The following is an 18,858-nucleotide window of genomic DNA, read 5'->3' on the forward strand; positions in this document are numbered from 1 at the left end:
CGTGGTCCCGTTCGTCCACGGCTCCACTCGTGCGGACTCGCCGCAACAGTGGAGGCTCGGGATCGGGACGTGGCGCACCGCACCCCGGAGGGCACCTGGTGCAGCAATGAGGTTAACACTACCGACCCCCTGAGACATTCCCCGGCCCCGTTCTCGTCAATCGTGTCCGTGCGACCGCTTTGGTCAGCCGTCCAGCGGCAGCACCGAGGCCCCGGTGCCGTCGAGCCGGAGCCGGTGCGCGGCGAAGCCCTGACCTGCGAAGGTGAGCAGCTTCTCGGCGTTCGCCTCGTCCGCGAGGGCCAGCACGGTGGGGCCCGCGCCGGAGATGACGGCCGGGATGCCCTCGGCCCGCAGGGCGCCCACCAGACCGGCGCTCTCGGGCATCGCGGAGGCGCGGTAGTCCTGGTGCAGTCGGTCCTCGGTGGCGGCCAGCAGCAGTTCGGGGCGGTTGGTCAGGGCCTCCACCAGCAGGGCGGCCCGACCGGCGTTGACGGCGGCGTCGGAGAGCGGCACGGTCTTCGGCAGCAGGCCGCGGGCGGTCTCGGTGAGCACCTCGGTGGACGGGATGAACACCACCGGGACGACCTGCTCGGACGGCTCGAGCCGGACCGCCTTGGCGGAGTCCTCGTCCGTCCAGGCGATGGTGAACCCGCCGCGCAGACAGGCGGCGACGTTGTCGGGGTGGCCCTCCAGCTCGGAGGCGAGGGCCAGCAGGGCGGCGTCGTCCAGCGCGCTCGGGCCGCCGATGGTGACGGCGCGGGCGGCGACGATGCCGGCGCAGATCGCGGCGGAGGAGGAGCCCAGGCCCCGGCCGTGCGGTATCCGGTTGGCGCAGACCACCTCCAGGCCGCGCGGCTGACCGCCGAGGCGGTCGAAGGCGGCCCGCATCGAACGGATCATCAGATGCCGTTCGTCGCGCGGCAGGGTGGCCGCCCCCTCGCCGGCGATGTCCACCGACAGACCGGAGTCGGCGACCCGGACCACCACGTCGTCGTACAGGCCCAGGGCGAGTCCGAAGGCGTCGAAGCCGGGGCCGAGGTTGGCACTGGTCGCGGGGACCCGGACCCGGACGGCGGCAGCACGGAACGCGGGACCAGCCATGGTGGTGGGACTCTCCTGGGAGGTGACGGCCCGGTTGGGGTCGGGCCTGCGGTGGTACGTGTGCGGGGTTTTCGCGACAGCTCCCCGGCGGGGTGGGTGCGGCGCACGGCGCGGCCCACTGCGGTCCAGACTATCGAAGAGAGGTTCCACAGCGGTACACCCCGCACCCCTCCGATCTGCCGTGTTGCCGATTCTGGCCGGAAATTGCGCGGAAGCGGGCACGGAATCCGCCCGGAAGTCGGCGCGGACGGGCAGAAATGAGTGCCCTCGCAAACAAGTCGGGCCGACCCCCGAAAGAGTCGGCCCGCTTGTTGACAGCTCGTCAGTCCGGCGGCTTCGTCAGTCCAGCAGCCCGAGGCGGCGGGCGGCCGCCTCCGGGTCGATCGGCACGATCTGCGGCTGCGGCGCACCGGCCACCGCCCAGTCCGGGTCCTTGAGGCCGTTGCCGGTCACGGTGCAGACGATCCGCTGGCCCGGGTCGACCAGACCGGCCTCCGCCTTGGCCAGCAGGCCGGCCACCGAGGCGGCCGAGGCGGGCTCCACGAAGACGCCCTCCTGCGCGGCCAGCAGGCGGTAGGCGGACAGGATCTGACGGTCCGTCACCTTGTCGATGAGGCCGCCCGACTCGTCCCGCGCGGCGATCGCGTAGTCCCAGGAGGCCGGGTTGCCGATCCGGATCGCGGTGGCGATGGTCTGCGGCTTGAGCACCGGGGCGCCGTCCACGATCGGGGCCGATCCGGAGGCCTGGAAGCCCCACATCCGCGGGGTGCGGTCGGCCAGACCGTCCTTCGCGTACTCGGTGTAGCCCTTCCAGTAGGCGGTGATGTTGCCCGCGTTGCCGACCGGGAGGACGTGGATGTCGGGGGCGTCGCCGAGCATGTCGACGATCTCGAAGGCGGCGGTCTTCTGGCCCTCGATCCGGACCGGGTTCACCGAGTTGACCAGCGCCACCGGGTACTTCTCGGAGAGTTCACGCGCAAGGGTGAGGCAGTCGTCGAAGTTCCCGTCCACCTGGAGGATCTTCGCGCCGTGCACCAGCGCCTGGCCCATCTTGCCGAGCGCGATCTTGCCCTGCGGGACCAGCACGGCGGAGACCATCCCGGCCCGCACCGCGTACGCCGCGGCGGAGGCCGAGGTGTTGCCGGTGGAGGCGCAGATGACGGCCTGGGCGCCGTCCTCCTTGGCCTTGGAGATCGCCATCGTCATACCGCGGTCCTTGAAGGACCCGGTCGGGTTGGCGCCCTCGACCTTGAGGTAGACCTCGCAGCCGAGCCGCTCGGAGAGCACCTGGGCCGGGACGAGCGGCGTGCCGCCCTCGAGCAGGGTGACCACGGGGGTGGAGGCGGAGACCGGCAGACGGTCGCGGTACTCCTCGATGAGGCCGCGCCACTGGTGGGTACGACCGCTCTGGGTAACGGCGTTCATGGTGCTTCCTACTCCCCTTCAACCCGCATGATGCTGGCCACGTCCCGCACGCTGTCCAGCGCACGGAGCTTGTCGACCGTCGCCGACAGCGCGGCGTCGGTGGCGCGGTGGGTGACCACGACGAGCGAGGCGTCGCCGTCGCGGCCCTGCTGGCGCACGGTGTCGATGGACACGCCGTGCTCGGCGAAGACGGAGGCCACCTGGGCCAGCACGCCCGCGCGGTCGTCCACGTCCAGGCTGACGTGGTACCGGGTGATCACCTGGTCCATCGGCTTGGCCGGGAGCTGGGTGTACACCGAATCGCCGGGCCCGGTGGTGCCGTTGACCTTGTTGCGGCAGACCGCGACCAGGTCGCCGAGCACCGCGGAGGCGGTCGGCGCGCCACCGGCGCCGGGGCCGTAGAACATCAGCCGGCCGGCTGCCTCGGCCTCCACGAAGACCGCGTTGTACGCCTCGCGGACCGAGGCCAGCGGGTGGGTCAGCGGCAGCATCGCGGGGTGCACCCGGGCGGTGACCGACTCGCCGTCGGCCGCGCGCTCGCAGATCGCCAGCAGCTTGACCACGCAGCCCATCTCCTTGGCGGAGGCGATGTCGGCGGCGGTCACCTCGGTGATGCCCTCGCGGTAGACGTCCGCGGCGGTGACCTTGGTGTGGAAGGCGATGCCGGCCAGGATGGCGGCCTTGGCGGCGGCGTCGAAGCCCTCCACGTCGGCGGTCGGGTCGGCCTCGGCGTAGCCCAGCGCGGTGGCCTCCTCCAGTGCCTCGGAGTACCCGGCACCGGTGGAGTCCATCTTGTCCATGATGAAGTTGGTGGTGCCGTTGACGATGCCGAGCACCCGGTTCACCTTGTCGCCCGCGAGCGACTCGCGAAGCGGGCGGAGCAGCGGGATGGCACCGGCGACGGCGGCCTCGTAGTAGAGGTCCACGCCCGCCTTGGCGGCGGCGGCGTGCAGCTCGGCACCGTCCTTGGCCAGCAGCGCCTTGTTGGCGGAGACCACCGAGGCGCCGTTCGCGAAGGCGCTCAGGATGAGGTGCTTGGACGGCTCGATGCCGCCGACGACCTCGATCACCACGTCGATGTCGCCGCGGTTCACCAGCGCCTCGGCGTCGGTGGTGATCAGGTGCTCGGGCACTCCGGCGCGGGCCCGGCCGGCCCGGCGGACCGCGACGCCGACGAGCTCGACCGGAGCGCCGATCCGCGCGGCGAGGTCGGCGGCGTCCGTCGTCATGATGCGCGCCACCTCGGAGCCCACCACACCACAGCCCAGCAACGCCACCTTCAGCGGGCGCGTACGCATCATCCGACTCCGCTCTGCTTTCTCGGGTTTTCCGGCGGGCTATTGGTTGGCGGTATTCGCCGCCCGCAGGGTATTCGGTCCGTACCAGTCTCCGGGACCAGCCGCGTGAATCTACGGCTGGTCCATCATCTGAGACGAGAATTTCCTCATCCGATATCGAGCCGCAGGAGATCCTCCTCCGTCTCGCGGCGGACGATCACCCGGGCCGCACCGTCCAGGACGGCGAGCACGGGGGGCTTGAGGGCGTGGTTGTAGTTGCTCGCCATCGAGCGGCAGTACGCCCCGGTCGCGGGGACCGCGATCAGGTCGCCCGGCGTCAGGTCGGCGGGCAGGAACGCGTCCCGGACCACGATGTCGCCAGACTCGCAGTGCTTGCCGACCACCCGGACCAGCATCGGCTCGGCCTCGCTGGTGCGCGAGACGAGGGCGACTGAGTACTCGGCGTCGTAGAGCGCGGTGCGGATGTTGTCCGACATACCGCCGTCCACGCTGACATAGGTGCGCAGTCCGTCGAGTGGCTTGATCGTACCGACCTCGTACAGCGTGAACGCGGTCGGGCCGACGATCGCCCGGCCCGGCTCGACGCTCAGGCGCGGCGCGTTCAGGCTGGCGGCGGCGCACTCCCGGCGGACGATCTCGGCCAGCGAGGCGGCGATCTCGGCGGGGGTGCGCGGGTCGTCCTCGCTGGTGTACGCGATGCCCAGACCGCCGCCGAGGTCGATCTCCGGCAGCTCGACCCCGTGCTCGTCCCTGACCTGCACCAGCAGGTTCACCACCCGGCGGGCGGCCACCTCGAAGCCGGCCGTGTCGAAGATCTGCGAGCCGATGTGCGAGTGGATGCCGCGCAGCTCCAGGCTCGGGTGGGCCAGCGTGCGGCGGACCGCCTCGGCCGCCCGGCCGCCGCTCAGCGACAGGCCGAACTTCTGGTCCTCGTGCGCCGTCGCGATGAACTCGTGGGTGTGCGCCTCGACGCCCACCGTCACCCGGATCAGGACCGGCTGCCTGACCCCCTGGGCCGCCGCGATCGCGGCCAGCCGGTCGATCTCCTGGTACGAGTCGACCACGATGTGCCCGACGCCCGCCTTGACCGCCTGCTCCAGCTCGTCCGGCGACTTGTTGTTGCCGTGCAGCGCGATCCGCTCCCCCGGCATCCCGGCCGCCAGCGCGACCCCCAACTCGCCCGCGCTGCACACGTCGAGGTTCAGCCCCTCCTCGTGCAGCCAGCGGACGATCGCCTTGGAGAGGAACGCCTTGCCCGCGTAGTAGACGTCGGCACCCTCGCCGAACGCGTCCCGCCAGGCCCGGGCGCGGGCCCGGAAGTCGGCCTCGTCCATGACGTACGCCGGGGTGCCGAACTCGGCGGCCAGCGCCTTGACGTCGATGCCGCCGACGGTGGCGACGCCCTCGGCGTCGCGGGCGACGGTGCTCGACCAGACCTTGGGATCGAGCGCGTTCAGGTCGCTCGGCGGGGCCAGGTAGTGGCCCTCGGGCAGCACGTCACCGTGGCGGGGGCCTGCGGGGTGGGCGGAGCGGCTCATCGTGGTGTCCTTACGAGTAGGGGCGGTGACGTGTCCTGACGGACCGTCACCGCCCCCGGGGCGCTTGGGGGTTGGCGACTACATCCGCTCGGGCGTGGATACGCCCAGGAGCGTGAGCCCGTTGGCGATGACCGTGCGCGTGGCGTCGGCCAGCCAGAGGCGGGCGTGCGTCAGGTCGGTGACGGGCTCGTCGCCCTTGGGCAGGATCTGGCACTTGTCGTAGAACTGGTGGTACTTGCGTGCCACCCGCTCCAGGTAGTGCGCGACGTGGTGCGGCTCGCGGTGCTCGCCGGCCTTCGCCAGGACCCGGGGGAACTCGCCCAGCTCGCCGAGCAGCGCGGACTCCCACTCGGTGCTCAGCAGCTCCGGCTTGAAGTCCTCGGACTTGGTGATGCCCAGCTCGGCCGCCTTGCGCTGCACGCCGCACATCCGGGTGTGCGCGTACTGCACGTAGAAGACCGGGTTCTCGTTGGTCTGGCTGGTCAGCACGTTGATGTCGAGCGTGATGGTGGAGTCGGTCGAGGACCGGGCCAGGGTGTACCGGGCCGCGTCCACGCCGATCCAGTCGACCACGTCGTCGATCGTGATGATGTTGCCGGCCCGCTTCGACAGCCGGACCTCCTCGCCGTCGCGAAGCATCTTCACGAACTGGCCGATCTTGACCTCGATATTGCGGTCCATGTCGTCGCCCGCGCAGGCCGCAATGGCCTTCAGCCGGTTGACGTAACCGTGGTGGTCCGCGCCGAGCATGTAGACCGAGACCTCGCTGCCCCGGTCCCGCTTGCTCAGGTAGTACGCGGCGTCGGCGGCGAAGTAGGTGGTCTCGCCGTCGGCCTTGATCAGGACGCGGTCCTTGTCGTCACCGAAGTCGGTGGTGCGCAGCCAGATCGCACCGTCCTGGTCGAAGACGTGGCCCTGCTCGCGCAGCCGCTCGATCGCCTTCTCGACGGCGCCCGAGTCGTGCAGCGTCTTCTCCGAGAACCAGACGTCGAAGTGGGTGCCGAACTCGTCCATCGACCGCTGGATCTCGGCGACCATCAGCTTGAGGCCCTCGGTGCGGAACACCTGGAGCTGCTCGTCCTCGGGCAGGTCGAGCACGCCGGGGACGCCGGCCACCAGCGCCTTGGCGATGTCGACGATGTACTCGCCCACGTAACCGTCGGCAGGCGCGGGCCGGCCGTTCGCGGCGGCCTGCAGCGAGGCGGCGAACTTGCCGATCTGCACGCCGGCGTCGTTCAGGTAGTACTCGGTGGTGACCTCGGCGCCCGAGGCCCGGAGCACCCGGGCGAGCGAGTCGCCGACGGCCGCCCAGCGGACGCCGCCGATGTGGATCGGTCCGGTCGGGTTGGCCGAGACGAACTCGAGGTTGATCCTCAGATCCTTGAGTTCCTCGTTCCGGCCGTACGCCTGGCCGGCCTTCACGATGGCGCGGGCCAGCTCACCCTGAGCTGCCGTGTCCAGCGTGATGTTGAGGAAGCCCGGACCGGCGATGTCCACCTTCGACACTCCGGCGATCTCTCGCAGGCGCGCGGCCAGGCTCTCCGCGACGGCTCGCGGCGGCTTGCCGGCCGCCTTCGCGAGCTGGAGGGCCACGTTGGTGGCGTAGTCGCCGTGGTCCCTGTTCTTGGGCCGCTCGATCGTCACGTGCTCGGGCACGGCGACGGTCAGCTCGCCCGCCTCTACGGCGGCGCTCACTGCGGCCTGGACTGCCTGGGAAAGCTCTGCGGGTGTCACGGGCCCAAGCCTAGGCGAGAGGCGGTACGCGGCCGCACCTGGTTTACCCGTTGAGACGGGCGTGCCGCGGCTTTCCGGTGGCAATGTTCGCTCTGGGCGAACGTCAGCCGCTCTCCCCCAGCTCCGAACCCAGCCCCTTGCCGTACCCGGAGCCGTACCCGCTGCCGTACCCACCGCCGCCGAAGCCGTAGACGAAACGCTGCCGCGGGGCGTCCCGCTCGCCGAGCAGCATCAGCCGCCGGACCAGCGCCACCAGATCCGCCGGGTCGAAGGGCTTCCCGAGGTAACCGTCCACGCCCACCGACTCGCCCTGCCGCAGCTCGGCCGGCGCGCACGCGCTCACGATCGCGATCGGCAGCCGCCTGGTCGCCGGGGCCGCCCGCAGCCGGGCCGCCGTCCGCAGCCCGTCCAGCCGGGGCATCCGCACGTCCAGCGTCACCACGTCGGGTGCCACCCGGCGGACCACCTCCAGGCACTCCGCGCCATCGGCAGCCGTCACCACCTCGAAGCCCTCGAGCTCCAGGTTGACTCTGATCAGCTGGCGGATCACCTCGCTGTCGTCCACCACGAGGACCCGCCCGGGCGCTCCGGACACCTCACCGAGGGTAGCCGCGCACCCACCCACCCGTCCGGCCTTTCCCGACTTCCGTCCGCACCGCCCCGAACCACCCCCGAAACCCGTGCACGGACCACTCCCCCGGCCTGGTAATGTTCTCCACGTCGCCGCCACGGGACACCACGCAGGCCCCCGTAGCTCAGGGGATAGAGCACCGCCCTCCGGAGGCGGGTGCGCAGGTTCGAATCCTGCCGGGGGCACTTCGCAAGAAGTGCCGCAAAGGCCCAAGTTGACCACTGGTCAGCTTGGGCCTTCGTCATGTCCGGCCCGGGGCCGGGGTGTTCAGCCGGTGGTCACGTCCGCGAAGAGGGCGGCGAGGGTGTCGTCGAGGTGGGCGGCGTACGAGATGTCCTCGGTGTCGCCGCCTTCCTCGAAGCCGCCGATCACGCCGATCAGGCTGCCGGTGGTGGTGTCGATGAAGGGGCCGCCGCTGGTGCCGCCCGGGTAGCCGGGGCAGTCGATCCGGCGTTGGGTCGGGGACTGGGCGGTGGTGGCGTTGGTGCAGAGCAGGGGGGCGTCGGTGCGGCTGGGGTAGCCGTACAGGCGGGCGGTGGCGGTGAGGGAGGCGTCGTAGGCGATCGGGGTGCCGCCGACCACGGACTGGACGGTGCGGCCGGCGGCGTCGGGGGCGGTCTCCAGCAGGGCGTAGTCCTCGTCCTGGTCCCGGTCGTCCTGCCAGGCCTCCGTGGTGTGGACTGCGGTGACCTTCCAACTTCCGTATGGGGAAGCCCCGTTGCGGTAGCCGGGGACGAAGGTGACCCCGTCGGCCGAGGACAGGCAGTGGGCGGCGGTGAGCAGCAGGGTGCCGCCGGGGCTGTCGACCACGCTCGCGCTGCAGAAGTGGTCACCGCCGGAGAAGAGCGCGCCGACCCGGGCCGACTCCTCGGTGACCGGGGCGGTGGCGGTGGTGCCGAGACCGGTCGGCGGCGGAGCCGTCCGGGCGGCGGCCGGGGTGATCGCGACCAGGATGCTGAGCAGGGCGCCCAACAGGATGCGGTGCCAGGTCGTCAAGGGTTCGGCTCCTGCTCACAGAGGGGGACGGAGGTGATTCCGACTATGAGCGGACGATCTGGGGATCAGGTGACCATCGCCTGGGAAGCCGCTGAGAATCCCTCCTCCGGCGGCGTCCCGGCGATCGGCGGGGGCATGGTAGCCGGGCCCGACCGGTCCCGGGGGCGCTTCCGGGAAAGACTTGTTCGAGCTGACGGAGGCACTGAGAGTGGGGTCAGTCGAGTATCTGTACGGATGCAGGAGGACCCCGGACCATGGGGCTGTGGGAGGCGTGCCTGTGCGGCACGGGCGGTGCGGCGCTGGTGGAAGCGGCCGGCCTGTACCTGGCGATCCACCGGGTCGGTGGGTATCCGTGGCAGGAGAACGGGCAGCTCCGGATCGGCCCCTACCTGCTGGCGGTGGCGATCCGCCTGGGGCTCGGCTGCGGTCTGGCCCTGCTGTTGACCACCACGGGGGCCGGGACACCGCTGCGGGCGGCCGTCGCCGGCATGGCATCGCCGGTCGCGGTCATCGCCCTCGCGCGGCGGGGGTCGGCCCTTCCCGAGGTGGCCGGGCCGACCAGGGCGGCCGGGGTGGGCCCGGAGTCCGCCCTGCCGCCGGCCGAATGGCGGTCCTCCGAGGTGGCCCGCCCGGGCGAGGAGGCCGGTGGCGATGTTCTCTGAGCTCGTGTCAGGACTGTTCGGGACCGGCGAAGGTGACAGCTCGGTACGGCCGACCGGGCGCGACGGGTCCGGGCTCGGCTTCCTGGGCTGGCTGCGGCTCGGGCTGGCGCTCCAGCCGGCCGTCTTCGTGCGGCACGCGCAGGATCTGGCGGGCGCCCGGTTGGCCGGGACCGACCTGCGGAACCACCATCTCGCCGACGCCGACCTGACCGAGGCGGACCTCGCGAACGCCGACCTGACCCGCTCCGACCTACGGGGGGCCGATCTGGTCCGGGCCGTGCTGTGCGCGTCCAACCTGCGCGGGACGGACCTGCGCGGCGCGGACCTGCGCGGCGCGGACCTCGCGGACGCGTTCCTGCGCGACGCCGACCTCACCGGGGCCGACCTGACCGAGGCCGACCTGACCGGGGCTCATCTGACCGGCGCCCGGCTGACCAGGGCGCGCCTGGGTCGCGCCCGGTTCGCCGGTGCCCACCTCGACGCCTCCGACCTGGCCGGAGCGGATCTGACCCGCGCCGTGCTGGTCGGCACCCAACTGCGCGGTGCCGACCTCAAGGGCGCGACGCTGGCGCACGCCGACCTGGCGCACGCCGACCTGCGGTACGCCGATCTGACCGGCGTCGACCTGCGGCACGCCCAACTCGGCTCCGCCCGGCTGACCGAGGCCCGGCTGAGCGGGGCCCACTGGTCGGTCGGGACCGCCTGGCCGGACGACCTGGCGGTGCAGATCCTGGTCCGTTCCGAGGAGGTCCTCCCCGGGATCTTCCTCGTCCAGGAGCGGCAGGAACTGCAGTACTGCTGACCGTCCGTCAGTCCACGATCTGCCCGTCGTGCAGCGAGACGACCCGGTCGGCCTGGGCCATCAGAGTCGGGTCGTGGGTGGCGACCAGGGCGGTGACGCCCTGCGAGTGGACCACGGCGCGGAGCAGTTCCATCACGGCGAGGCCGGTCTCGGAGTCGAGCTGGCCGGTGGGTTCGTCCGCGATGATCAGGGCGGGGTCGTTGGCCAGGGCGCGGGCGATCGCGACCCGCTGCTGCTGGCCGCCGGAGAGTTCGGCGGGCCGCTGGTCGGCGTGCTCGGCCAGGCCGACCAGGGCGAGCAGGGTGCGGACCCGCTCCTCGCGTTCGGCGGCGGGGAGCTTGCGCAGCCGCATCGGGACGCCGACGTTCTCGGCGGCGGTGAGCACCGGCAGCAGGCCGAAGGACTGGAAGACGAAGCCGATCCGGTCCCGGCGCAGGGCGAGCCGCCCGTCCTCGTCGAGCTCGGAGAGGTCGGTGCCGTCGAGCGAGATCCGGCCGCTGGTGGGTGCGTCGAGGCCGCCGACCAGGTTGAGCAGGGTGGTCTTGCCGGAGCCGGACCGGCCCTTGAGGGCGGTGAGTTCACCCCGGGCCGCCGTGAAGGAGACGCCGCGCAGGGCGTGCACCACGCGCGGTTCGGTGCCGAAGCTGCGCCGGAGATCCTCGACCACGACCATGGGCGAAGGTGTTTCGGTCATCAGGCTGTCCCCCGTGAACTGTCCGTTGAAGATGCTCGATTCTGCGCAGCTCGGACATGGTTCGCGCAAGGCCCTTCCACTTCCTGTTCGAATCTGACAGAGTCGTCCGCTATCCGGTACAGGGCGGCCGGAACGGGGGGAAATTCACATGCTCGGCTTTGTCCTGCGACGACTGCGCGGCCGGCTGCCACTGGCGGCTGCGGTGCTGTTCACCGTGCTGATCACCACCACCGTGCTGACCACCCTGGTGGCCTTCAACCGCACCGTGGCCGAGGCCGGGCTACGGCGAAATCTGGACGGCGGCAGCCGAGTCGACCTCCTGCTGAGCGCCGACCACGCGCTGGACACCCGGGCCGCGGACGACGCCGGGGTCACCGCCCTCGGCGCGCAGCTGTTCGCCGGACTGCCGGTCACCACGCAGAGTCTCGCCCGCAGCCGCTCGTACGGTCTGCCGGGTGCGCCGGGCCCCACCCGCGAGGTGGACCTGACCGTACTGGCCGCGCTGGACCGGAGCCGGCTGAAGCTGACGGCCGGTCAGTGGCCGGTCGCCGACGGGACGGTCCAGACCGCCGTACCGGCGAGCGCGCTGGCCCGGCTCGGCCTGACCGAGAACGCGCTGCCCGCCCAGGTCACCCTCTCCGACCGGTACGGCGGCCGCCCGCTCACCGTCCGGGTCACCGGTGTCTACCGGGCCGCCGACCGGGACGCGCCCTACTGGCGGCTGGACCCGCTCGGTGGCCGCGAGATCCAGGTCAGGGGCTTCACCACGTACGGGCCGATGCTGGTGGACGACGGCGTCTTCACCTCCGGCCTGCTGCCGCAGGGCAGTCGGGGCTCGCTGCTGACCGCCGACTTCGGCGCCGCCGATCCGGAACGGGTCGAGCAGCTCAGGGCCCGGACCGCCCAGTTGCCCGAACTGGTCAAGCAGCACCTCCCCGGCACCCAGTTGCAGACCGAACTGCCCGCCCTGCTGGCCGAGTTGCACTCGGCGACGCTGGTCACCAAGTCCACCCTGCTGATCGGGGCGCTCCAGCTGGCGGTGCTGGCCGGGGCCGCCCTGCTGCTGGTGGTGCACCTGGTGGCGGAGCGTCAGACCCGGGAGAACGCCCTGCTCACCGCCCGGGGCGCGACCCGGCGGAGGCTGTCGGCCTGGACGGCCGTCGAGGCGCTGCTGCTCGCGCTGCCGGCCGCCCTGCTCGCCCCGCTGCTGACCGGGCCGCTGCTGCGACTGCTGACCAGCTACGGCCCGCTGACCGGGATGGCTCTGGAGCACGCCGACACCGCCATCCGGTGGCCGGTGGCCGGGGCCTGCGCGCTGGCCTGTGTCGCGCTCACCGCGCTGCCCGCGATGCTCCGGGGCGACGGCGGCCGGGTGGTGTCCCGCCGACAGGCCGTGGTCAGCACCGTCGCCCGCTCCGGCGCCGACCTGGCGCTGGTCGCCCTGGCCGTGGTCGCGTACCAGCAGCTCGGCGCCCGCACCGGCGGCCTGTCGGTGGCCGCCGACGGGGAGTTGGGCATCGACCCGGTGCTGGTCGCGGCGCCCACCCTGGCGCTCTGTGCCGGGACCCTGCTGGTGCTCCGGCTGCTGCCGTTCGCGGCCCGGCTCGGGGCCCGGCTGGCCGCCCGGGGCCGTGGCCTCGGCCCGGCGTTGGGTGGCTGGCAGCTGGCCCGCCGCCCGGGCCGGGCGAACGGTCCGGTGCTGCTGCTGGTGCTCGCGGTCGCCACCGGCGTACTGGCCCTCGGCCAGCACGCCGCCTGGCGCGACTCGCAGCACGACCAGGCCGACTTCGCCACGGCGGGCGGTCTGCGGATCTGGGGCTCGGCGCTGCCCACGCTGGGCCAGGGCGGCCGGTACGCGGCGTTGCCCGGCGGCGACCGGCTGCTGCCGGTGGCCCGGATCGACCAGTCCCTGCCGGGCGACCTGCCCGGCCGGGTGCTGCTGACCGACACCGCCCGCGCGGCCACCGGACTGACCGTCAGGCCCGACCTGCTCGACGGCCGGTCGGCCGGGGAGCTGTTCGCGCCGCTGTCCGAACCGCAGCCGGCCGGACTCCGGCTGCCCGGGCGGCCGGCCCGGATCGACCTGACCGTGGCGGTCCACGTCGCCGACCACGCCGGCTTGGACTGGAACCGGTTCTTCCCCGACGCGCCGCCGGAGCCGTTGCAGGCGCCCGACCTCTGGCTCCGGCTGCGGGACGGCTTCGGGGCGTCCCACCGCATCCTGGTTTCGCAGCTGCCGCCGCGGAGCGAGCTGACCGTCTCGGTGGACCTGGGCGCGCTGACCGCCGCGCCGCTCGGCTCGGTCGCCGCGCCGCTCACCCTGACCGGCTTCGAGCTGACCCACCCCACCGGTTCACGGGAGGGCGGCGGCGAGCTGACGGTCCGTCGCCTCGCCGTCTCCGACACCGCGACCGGACCTGCCACCACCGTCCCGGCGCCCGTCGGCACCTGGACCGCGACGACCGAGGCCGGCACCCCGGCGGACGTGCGGAGCGGCGCCGCGGCGGACTCGATGCTGACCATCGCTTACCTCCAGTCCACCAGCCACCGCAGCACGGTGCTCGCTCCCGGCAGCACCCAGTCGGGCCCGGACGTCAACGGCCTGGCCACCCGCGCCTATCTGACGGCCGTCGGCGCCAAGGTCGGCGACCTGATCAGGGTTCAGGTCGGCAGCGCCAACCTGCCGGTCCGGATCACCGGCGCGGTCGAGGCGCTGCCGGTGTACGGCACCACCGCCCTGCTGCTCGACCTGCCCCGCGCCGACCGGTGGCTGAGCGACCGGGGCGCCGACACCCCGGCCGTCAACGAGTGGTGGCTGCCCGCCGCCGGCCCCGGTGACCGGACCCCGGCCGAGGCTGCCGCCGCCCTGCGGGCCGGGCCGACCGCCCAGCAGCTGACGCTCCGTGAGGAGGACGCCGCCGCCCGGATCGGTGACCCGCTGAGCGCCGCCCCGCAGAGTGCGCTGGCCGCGCTGGCGCTGGCCGCCGCCGTGCTGGCCGCCATCGGCTTCACCGCCGCCTCGGCCGCCTCGGCGAGCGAGCGGGCCGGCGAGTCGGCCGTACTGCTCGCGCTCGGCGCGTCCCGACGGCTGCTGAACCGGACCGCCGCCGCCGAGCAGGTGGTGCTGGTCACGATCGGCACCGCGGTCGGGCTGCTGCTCGGAGCCGTACTGGTCCACCTGGTGGTGCCCCTGCTGGTGCTCACCCCGGCGGCCCGTCCGCCGGTTCCCGAGGTCCTGGTCGGGCTGCCGCTCGGTCAGGTGCTGGCCCTGGCGGCCGGGACCGCCGCCCTGCCGTTGCTGTCCGCCTTCCTGGTCGGCGGCCGCCGCCGGGACGTGGCCGCCCGGCTCCGGTTCGTGGAGGAGAAATGAGCACCCCGGCCCCCTGGGTCCGTACCCGGCTGCGCACCGCGCCGCTGGCCGCCCTGCTCACCGCCGCCCTGGCCCTGGCCATGGTCTTCCTGGCCGCCGCCCTGCCCCGGGCGCTGGACCGGGGTGCGAACGACGCGCTGCACAGCTTCCTGGGCTCGTACGGTCCGCTCGCCACCAGCGTGCGGGCCGCCTCGAGCACGACCTCGGGCGGCGACCCGGCGGAGCAGCTGGACGCCACCCTGGCCGAACTCACCGGCGGCGTCAGCGCGGTGCTCCCGCTCGACCCGAGCGGTCCGGTGTACGGACGGCGGGCCAGCAGGCCGCGGGTACTGCCGGATCCCAAACTGGACCGCCCGGAGGGCATCCCGCCCGAGCTCGCCCTGCTGTACCTGCACGGGGCGCGGGACCACGTCCGGCTGACGGCCGGTCAGTGGCCGGGCGACGCCGCGGCCGGGGAGCCGGTCCAGATCGCGCTGGCGGCGGGCGCCGCCGAGGCGATCGGGATCAAGGTCGGCTCGGTGCTCGACGGCACCGCCCTGGGCGTGGGCCCGCAGCGGGCCCGGGTGGCCGGCCTGTACACGGCCGGAGACCCGTCCGACCCGTTCTGGGCCGGCGAGGGGTGCGCCCTCAAGGCCTGCAAGAACCAGAAGTTCATGGGCCCGTGGGAGCCCCCGCTGGCGTACTGGTACACCATCGCGCTGACCGGCCCCGAGGCGATGACCCGGATGGCCGAATGGGGCAACGGGGCCGAGGACTTCTGGCGGCTGCCGGTGCAGGTGGACGCGCTGCGGGCGGACCGGCTCAAGGAGACCTCCTTCGACCTCGCGGCGGTCACCGCGGGACCGATCGCCGCCCGGGTGACCACCGGAACCGGCCGGATCGGCCTGCGGATCAACTCCGACCTGCGGAACCTGATCGACACCGCCCGGATGAGGCAGTCCGCGATCAACTCGCTGACCGCGGTCGGCCCGGCCGGCGCCGCCGGGGTGGCCGCCGTGGTGCTCTGCCTGGCGGCGGCGCTGACCGCCGAACGGCGGACGGCGGAGCTGCGGCTGCTCCGGGCCCGTGGTGCCGGCAGCGCCGGGATCTGCCGACGGCTGCTCGGCGAGGGGGCGTTGACCGTGCTGCCCGCCGCCGGGCTCGGCGCGCTGCTCGCCTTCACCCTGCTGCCCACCGCGCGCTGGCTGACCGCCGCCGTCGCGGCAGGCTCGGTCACCCTGCTCGCCCTGCTGGCCTTCCCGGTCCGGACCGCCCTGCTGCTCCGCGACCCGGCCGGCGGAGCCCGGGCCGGACGCCGCCGCCTGATGGCCGAACTCGCCGTCCTGGCCGCCACGGTGACGGCCGCCACCCAGGTGGTCCGACGCGGGGTGGCCCCGCTCGGCGAAGGGGTGGACCCGCTGCTGGTCGCCGCCCCGCTGCTGCTCGCGCTGACCGGCGCGCTGCTGCTGGCCCGGCTCCAGCCCGCCCTGATCGGGCTGCTGGCCCGCTGGGCCAGGCCCCGGCCCGGCGCGATCGCCTTCCTCGGCCTGGCCAGGGCCGCCCGGGGCAGCGGCCCGCGCTCGCGGCCCTCGGTGCTGCCGCTGCTCGCCCTGGTGCTCGCGGTGACCTGCGGCGCGGTCGGCGCCACCGTGCTGAGCTCGGTCGCCGCCAACCGGACCGCGGTGGCCAGGTACACCATCGGCGGCGACGCCATGGTCAACGCCCAGCTGAACGGCTCGCTGCCGGAGGGCTTCGTCACGGCCGCCGGCCGGCTGCCCGGGGTGGAGACCGCACTGCCGGTCTGGATCGAGGAGGACGTCACCATGACGACCGGCACCGGCGGTTCGGTCCGGGTCAACGTGGTGCTGGCCGACCCGGTCGGGTACGCCAGGCTGGCCGAGGTCGCCGGGCGGGGCCGGTTCGACCCGGCCCTGCTCACCGCGGTACCGGGCCGGCCGCTGCCCGCGCTGGTCAGCAGTGACCTGCCGGAGGGCGAGTACAGCCTCCGGCTGGCGGGCGGCGAGGCGGTCCCGATCCGAAGCGTCGCCGTCGTCGACGGCACCCCCGCCCTGCACGGGACGGCCGCCACCAACGTGGTGCTGCCGATCGGCCCGGCCACCGAACTGCTGCCTCGACTCGGCGGCCCGGACCGGTGGCTGGCCGACGGGCGCCTCGACGACGCCGAACTACGCGCGCTGGCCGAGAAGTTCCTCGGACCCCCGACCGCCGGCGAGCGGCCGGGCCACCTGGTGCGGACCAGCTCCGGGGCGGTCGCGGAGCTCGGCAGGGACCCGCTGCAGAACTCGGCCGAGCGGCTGTTCTGGGTCACGGTCGGCGCCACCGCGCTGTTCGCCCTGCTCTCCGTCCTGCTGACGCTGCTCCGGGCCGGGCCCGAGCGGGCCGCGATGCTGGCCCGGCTGCGCACCATGGGCCTGCGGCCCCGGCAGGGGCTGGCGCTGATCCTGGCCGAGGCACTGCCGCAGGCGCTGTTCGCCGCCCTCGGCGGGGCGCTGACGGCGGTCGGCTGCGTCCTGCTGCTCGGCCCCGCCGTCGACCTCTCCCCCCTGGTCGGCGCCGAGGTCCCCACCGGGCTTCGGCTCACCGCCGCACCGATCGTCGAACAGACCGTCGGGCTGGCGCTGCTGGCCTGCCTCGCGGTGTTGGCCGAGGCTGCCGTCACCGCCCGTCGGCAGATCACCACCGAGCTACGAGCGGGAGACACCCGATGAGCACTCCGCCCCCGAGCCTGGCCGAGCTCCAGCGCAAGGCGCTGGCCGCCGCCGCACCCCGGACCGTCCGGGCCGACGTGGCGATCAGCTGTGAACGGCTGGTCCGGATCTTCAGTACGGACGGGATCGAGGTCCAGGCGCTCCAGGGGCTCGACCTGACGGTGGACCAGGGCGACCTGGTGGCCCTGGTCGGCGCCTCCGGCAGCGGCAAGTCCACCCTGCTGAACGTGCTGGCCGGGCTGGACACCCCGACCGCGGGCACCGCCACCGTGGCGGGCTGCGACCTGCTGGCCATGACCGCCAAGGACCGGCTGCGCTACCGGCGCGAGGTGGTCGGCTTCATCTGGCAGCAGACCGCGCGCAACCTGCTGCCGTTCCTGACGGCCGCTCAGAACGTCGCGCTGCCGATGCAGCTGCGCTCGGGCCACCGGGCCGCCACCCGGCAGCGCGCCCGGGTGACCGAGCTCCTGGAGGCCCTGGACATCGGCGAGTTGGGCCACCGCCGCCCCGCCGAGCTGTCCGGCGGCCAGCAGCAGCGGGTGGCGATCGCGGTCGCGCTGGCCAACGACCCGGCGGTGCTGCTGGCCGACGAACCCACCGGCGAGCTGGACTCGGAGACCGCCACCGGCATCTTCGAAGCCTTCCGCACCGTCAACCGCGAGCTCGGCACCACCGTGGTGGTGGTCACCCACGACCCGATGGTGGCCGGCGAGGTCCGCCGTACGGTGGCGATCCGGGACGGCCGCACCAGCAGCGAGGTGCTCCGCCGCACCGTGACCGACGAGCACGGCCAGGAGACGGTCAGCGAGCGCGAGTACGTGATGCTGGACCGCACCGGCCGGGTCCAGCTGCCCGCCAAGTTCCTGGCCGCGCTGGGCATGCAGCACCGGGTGGCGGCCGATCTGGCGGCCGATCACATCGCGCTGCACCCGGACGACACCGACTGATCAGCCCAGGGCGGCGGCCAGCTGCTCCCGGGAGACGAAGTCGGTGTGGGTGCCCGCCGAGGTGCAGGCGTACGCCCCGGCGACCGCCCCGGCCCGGGCGCAGTCCAGCGCGGGCCGCCCGGCCAGCCGGCCGTACAGGAAGCCGGTCACGTAGGCGTCGCCCGCGCCGTTGGTGTCCACGACCGGCCGCCCCGGGTCCACCGCCGGCAGGTGGTGGACGGTGTCGGGCCGGTCCCGGGTGAGCAGGTAGCTGCCGTTGGCACCGTCGGTGGCGGAGACCAGGGCGGCCCGGCCCTCGGCGAGGATCTGCCGCATCACCTGCTCGTGCCGGCCCCGGCAGCCCGCCACCGACAGGAAGACCAGGTCGGAGTTGACCGCGTAGTGCCGGTGGTGCGGGTTGACGCCGTCCCAGTCGTGCAGGTCGGTGGAGCTGGTCAGGCCGAGCCGCCGGATGTCGGCGTACATGTCCCGGTTCACGCCGGTGATGGAGAGGTGCACGTGGCGGCTGCGCTCCAGGTACGGCAGGTAGCTCGCGGCGGGCAGCCGGAGCTCGGCCGGGTGGCGGCCGTCGTAGAAGGAGAACCGGCGGCCCTGCGCGTCCACCAGGTTGACCGAGCGCGGGGTGCCGGCCGGTGAGACCAGGTGGCTGAACGGCAGGCCCCGGCGCCGGTACTCGGCCAGGATCAGCTCGGCCTGCGGGTCCTCGCCGAGGAAGTCCAGGAAGTGGGTGCGCAGCCCGAGCAGGTGCGCGCCGAGCGCCACCCCGTTGCCGGTGTGCGCCACGTAGTCGCGGATCGGCGGGACGGACTGGGAGTCGGCGTCCGGCAGTTCGATGCGGTCCAGCCGGACGATGGTGTCCACGCCGGCGCCGCCGACCACCAGCAGGTCATAGTCGGTCATGGGCCGGAGTCAATCAGGGTGCCGGAACATGGGCAATCCCTTGCGGAAAGAT

General features: G+C 73.5%; 14 protein-coding genes and 1 tRNA gene. 6 read left to right on the forward strand and 9 right to left on the reverse strand.

The window, feature by feature from the left end; genetic code table 11:
* Positions 1-183 precede the first annotated feature (183 nt).
* From thrB to F4556_RS12385, 6 genes are all read right to left on the reverse strand, one after another.
* Positions 184-1,101, reverse strand: a complete 918-nt coding sequence (gene thrB, locus F4556_RS12360) for a homoserine kinase (protein ID WP_184914289.1) — start codon at positions 1,099-1,101, stop codon at positions 184-186.
* 339 nt (positions 1,102-1,440) lie between these two features.
* Positions 1,441-2,526, reverse strand: a complete 1,086-nt coding sequence (thrC, locus tag F4556_RS12365) for a threonine synthase (protein WP_184914291.1) — start codon at positions 2,524-2,526, stop codon at positions 1,441-1,443.
* Between the two features lie 8 nt (positions 2,527-2,534).
* Positions 2,535-3,827, reverse strand: coding sequence for a homoserine dehydrogenase (locus F4556_RS12370; protein ID WP_184914293.1), 1,293 nt, complete (start codon positions 3,825-3,827; stop codon positions 2,535-2,537).
* A gap of 143 nt (positions 3,828-3,970) precedes the next feature.
* Entirely contained in the window at positions 3,971-5,362 is a 1,392-nt protein-coding gene (gene lysA, locus F4556_RS12375) for a diaminopimelate decarboxylase (protein WP_184914295.1), read from the reverse strand.
* Positions 5,363-5,440: 78 nt separating this feature from the next.
* A complete protein-coding gene (gene argS, locus F4556_RS12380) occupies positions 5,441-7,096 on the reverse strand; it encodes an arginine--tRNA ligase (RefSeq protein WP_184914297.1) in 1,656 nt (551 codons plus the stop codon).
* Between the two features lie 103 nt (positions 7,097-7,199).
* On the reverse strand, positions 7,200-7,691 hold the full coding sequence (locus tag F4556_RS12385; RefSeq protein ID WP_184914299.1) for a response regulator: 492 nt from the start codon (positions 7,689-7,691) through the stop codon (positions 7,200-7,202).
* Between the two features lie 149 nt (positions 7,692-7,840).
* Here F4556_RS12385 and F4556_RS12390 point away from each other — a divergent pair.
* A tRNA-Arg gene (locus tag F4556_RS12390) sits at positions 7,841-7,912 on the forward strand.
* Positions 7,913-7,994: 82 nt separating this feature from the next.
* Here F4556_RS12390 and F4556_RS12395 read toward each other — a convergent pair.
* Positions 7,995-8,723 (reverse strand): trypsin-like serine peptidase, encoded by a 729-nt coding sequence (locus tag F4556_RS12395; RefSeq protein ID WP_184914301.1) that lies wholly within the window; start codon positions 8,721-8,723, stop codon positions 7,995-7,997.
* A 254-nt stretch (positions 8,724-8,977) separates the two neighbouring features.
* Between F4556_RS12395 and F4556_RS12400 the strand changes: the two genes are divergently transcribed.
* Together F4556_RS12400 and F4556_RS12405 are read left to right on the forward strand one after the other, a co-directional pair.
* Positions 8,978-9,385, forward strand: a complete 408-nt coding sequence (locus F4556_RS12400; protein ID WP_184914303.1) for a hypothetical protein — start codon at positions 8,978-8,980, stop codon at positions 9,383-9,385.
* On the forward strand, positions 9,375-10,187 hold the full coding sequence (locus tag F4556_RS12405) for a pentapeptide repeat-containing protein (RefSeq protein WP_184914305.1): 813 nt from the start codon (positions 9,375-9,377) through the stop codon (positions 10,185-10,187). Before F4556_RS12400 ends, F4556_RS12405 begins: the two co-directional genes overlap by 11 nt.
* 7 nt (positions 10,188-10,194) lie before the next feature.
* On the opposite strand, the gene F4556_RS12410 is transcribed toward F4556_RS12405, so the two are convergent.
* The gene (locus tag F4556_RS12410) at positions 10,195-10,881 is read right to left on the reverse strand and encodes an ABC transporter ATP-binding protein (protein ID WP_184914307.1); all 687 of its coding nucleotides are present in this window, start codon (positions 10,879-10,881) and stop codon (positions 10,195-10,197) included.
* Between the two features lie 148 nt (positions 10,882-11,029).
* Here F4556_RS12410 and F4556_RS12415 point away from each other — a divergent pair, with 148 nt between their 5' ends.
* From F4556_RS12415 to F4556_RS12425, 3 genes are read left to right on the forward strand one after another with little or no spacing between them, the layout of a single operon-like run.
* On the forward strand, positions 11,030-14,251 hold the full coding sequence (locus F4556_RS12415; protein ID WP_184914309.1) for an FtsX-like permease family protein: 3,222 nt from the start codon (positions 11,030-11,032) through the stop codon (positions 14,249-14,251).
* Positions 14,248-16,959, forward strand: coding sequence for a hypothetical protein (locus F4556_RS12420; RefSeq protein ID WP_184914310.1), 2,712 nt, complete (start codon positions 14,248-14,250; stop codon positions 16,957-16,959). The genes F4556_RS12415 and F4556_RS12420 overlap by 4 nt, the downstream gene beginning before the upstream one ends.
* Positions 16,956-17,906, forward strand: a complete 951-nt coding sequence (locus tag F4556_RS12425; protein ID WP_184914312.1) for an ABC transporter ATP-binding protein — start codon at positions 16,956-16,958, stop codon at positions 17,904-17,906. The genes F4556_RS12420 and F4556_RS12425 overlap by 4 nt, the downstream gene beginning before the upstream one ends.
* Here F4556_RS12425 and F4556_RS12430 read toward each other — a convergent pair whose 3' ends face one another.
* Positions 17,907-18,806, reverse strand: a complete 900-nt coding sequence (locus tag F4556_RS12430) for a carbohydrate kinase family protein (protein ID WP_184914314.1) — start codon at positions 18,804-18,806, stop codon at positions 17,907-17,909.
* Positions 18,807-18,858 lie beyond the last annotated feature (52 nt).

This window comes from Kitasatospora gansuensis, from assembly GCF_014203705.1.
GTDB classification, from domain to species: domain Bacteria; phylum Actinomycetota; class Actinomycetes; order Streptomycetales; family Streptomycetaceae; genus Kitasatospora; species Kitasatospora gansuensis.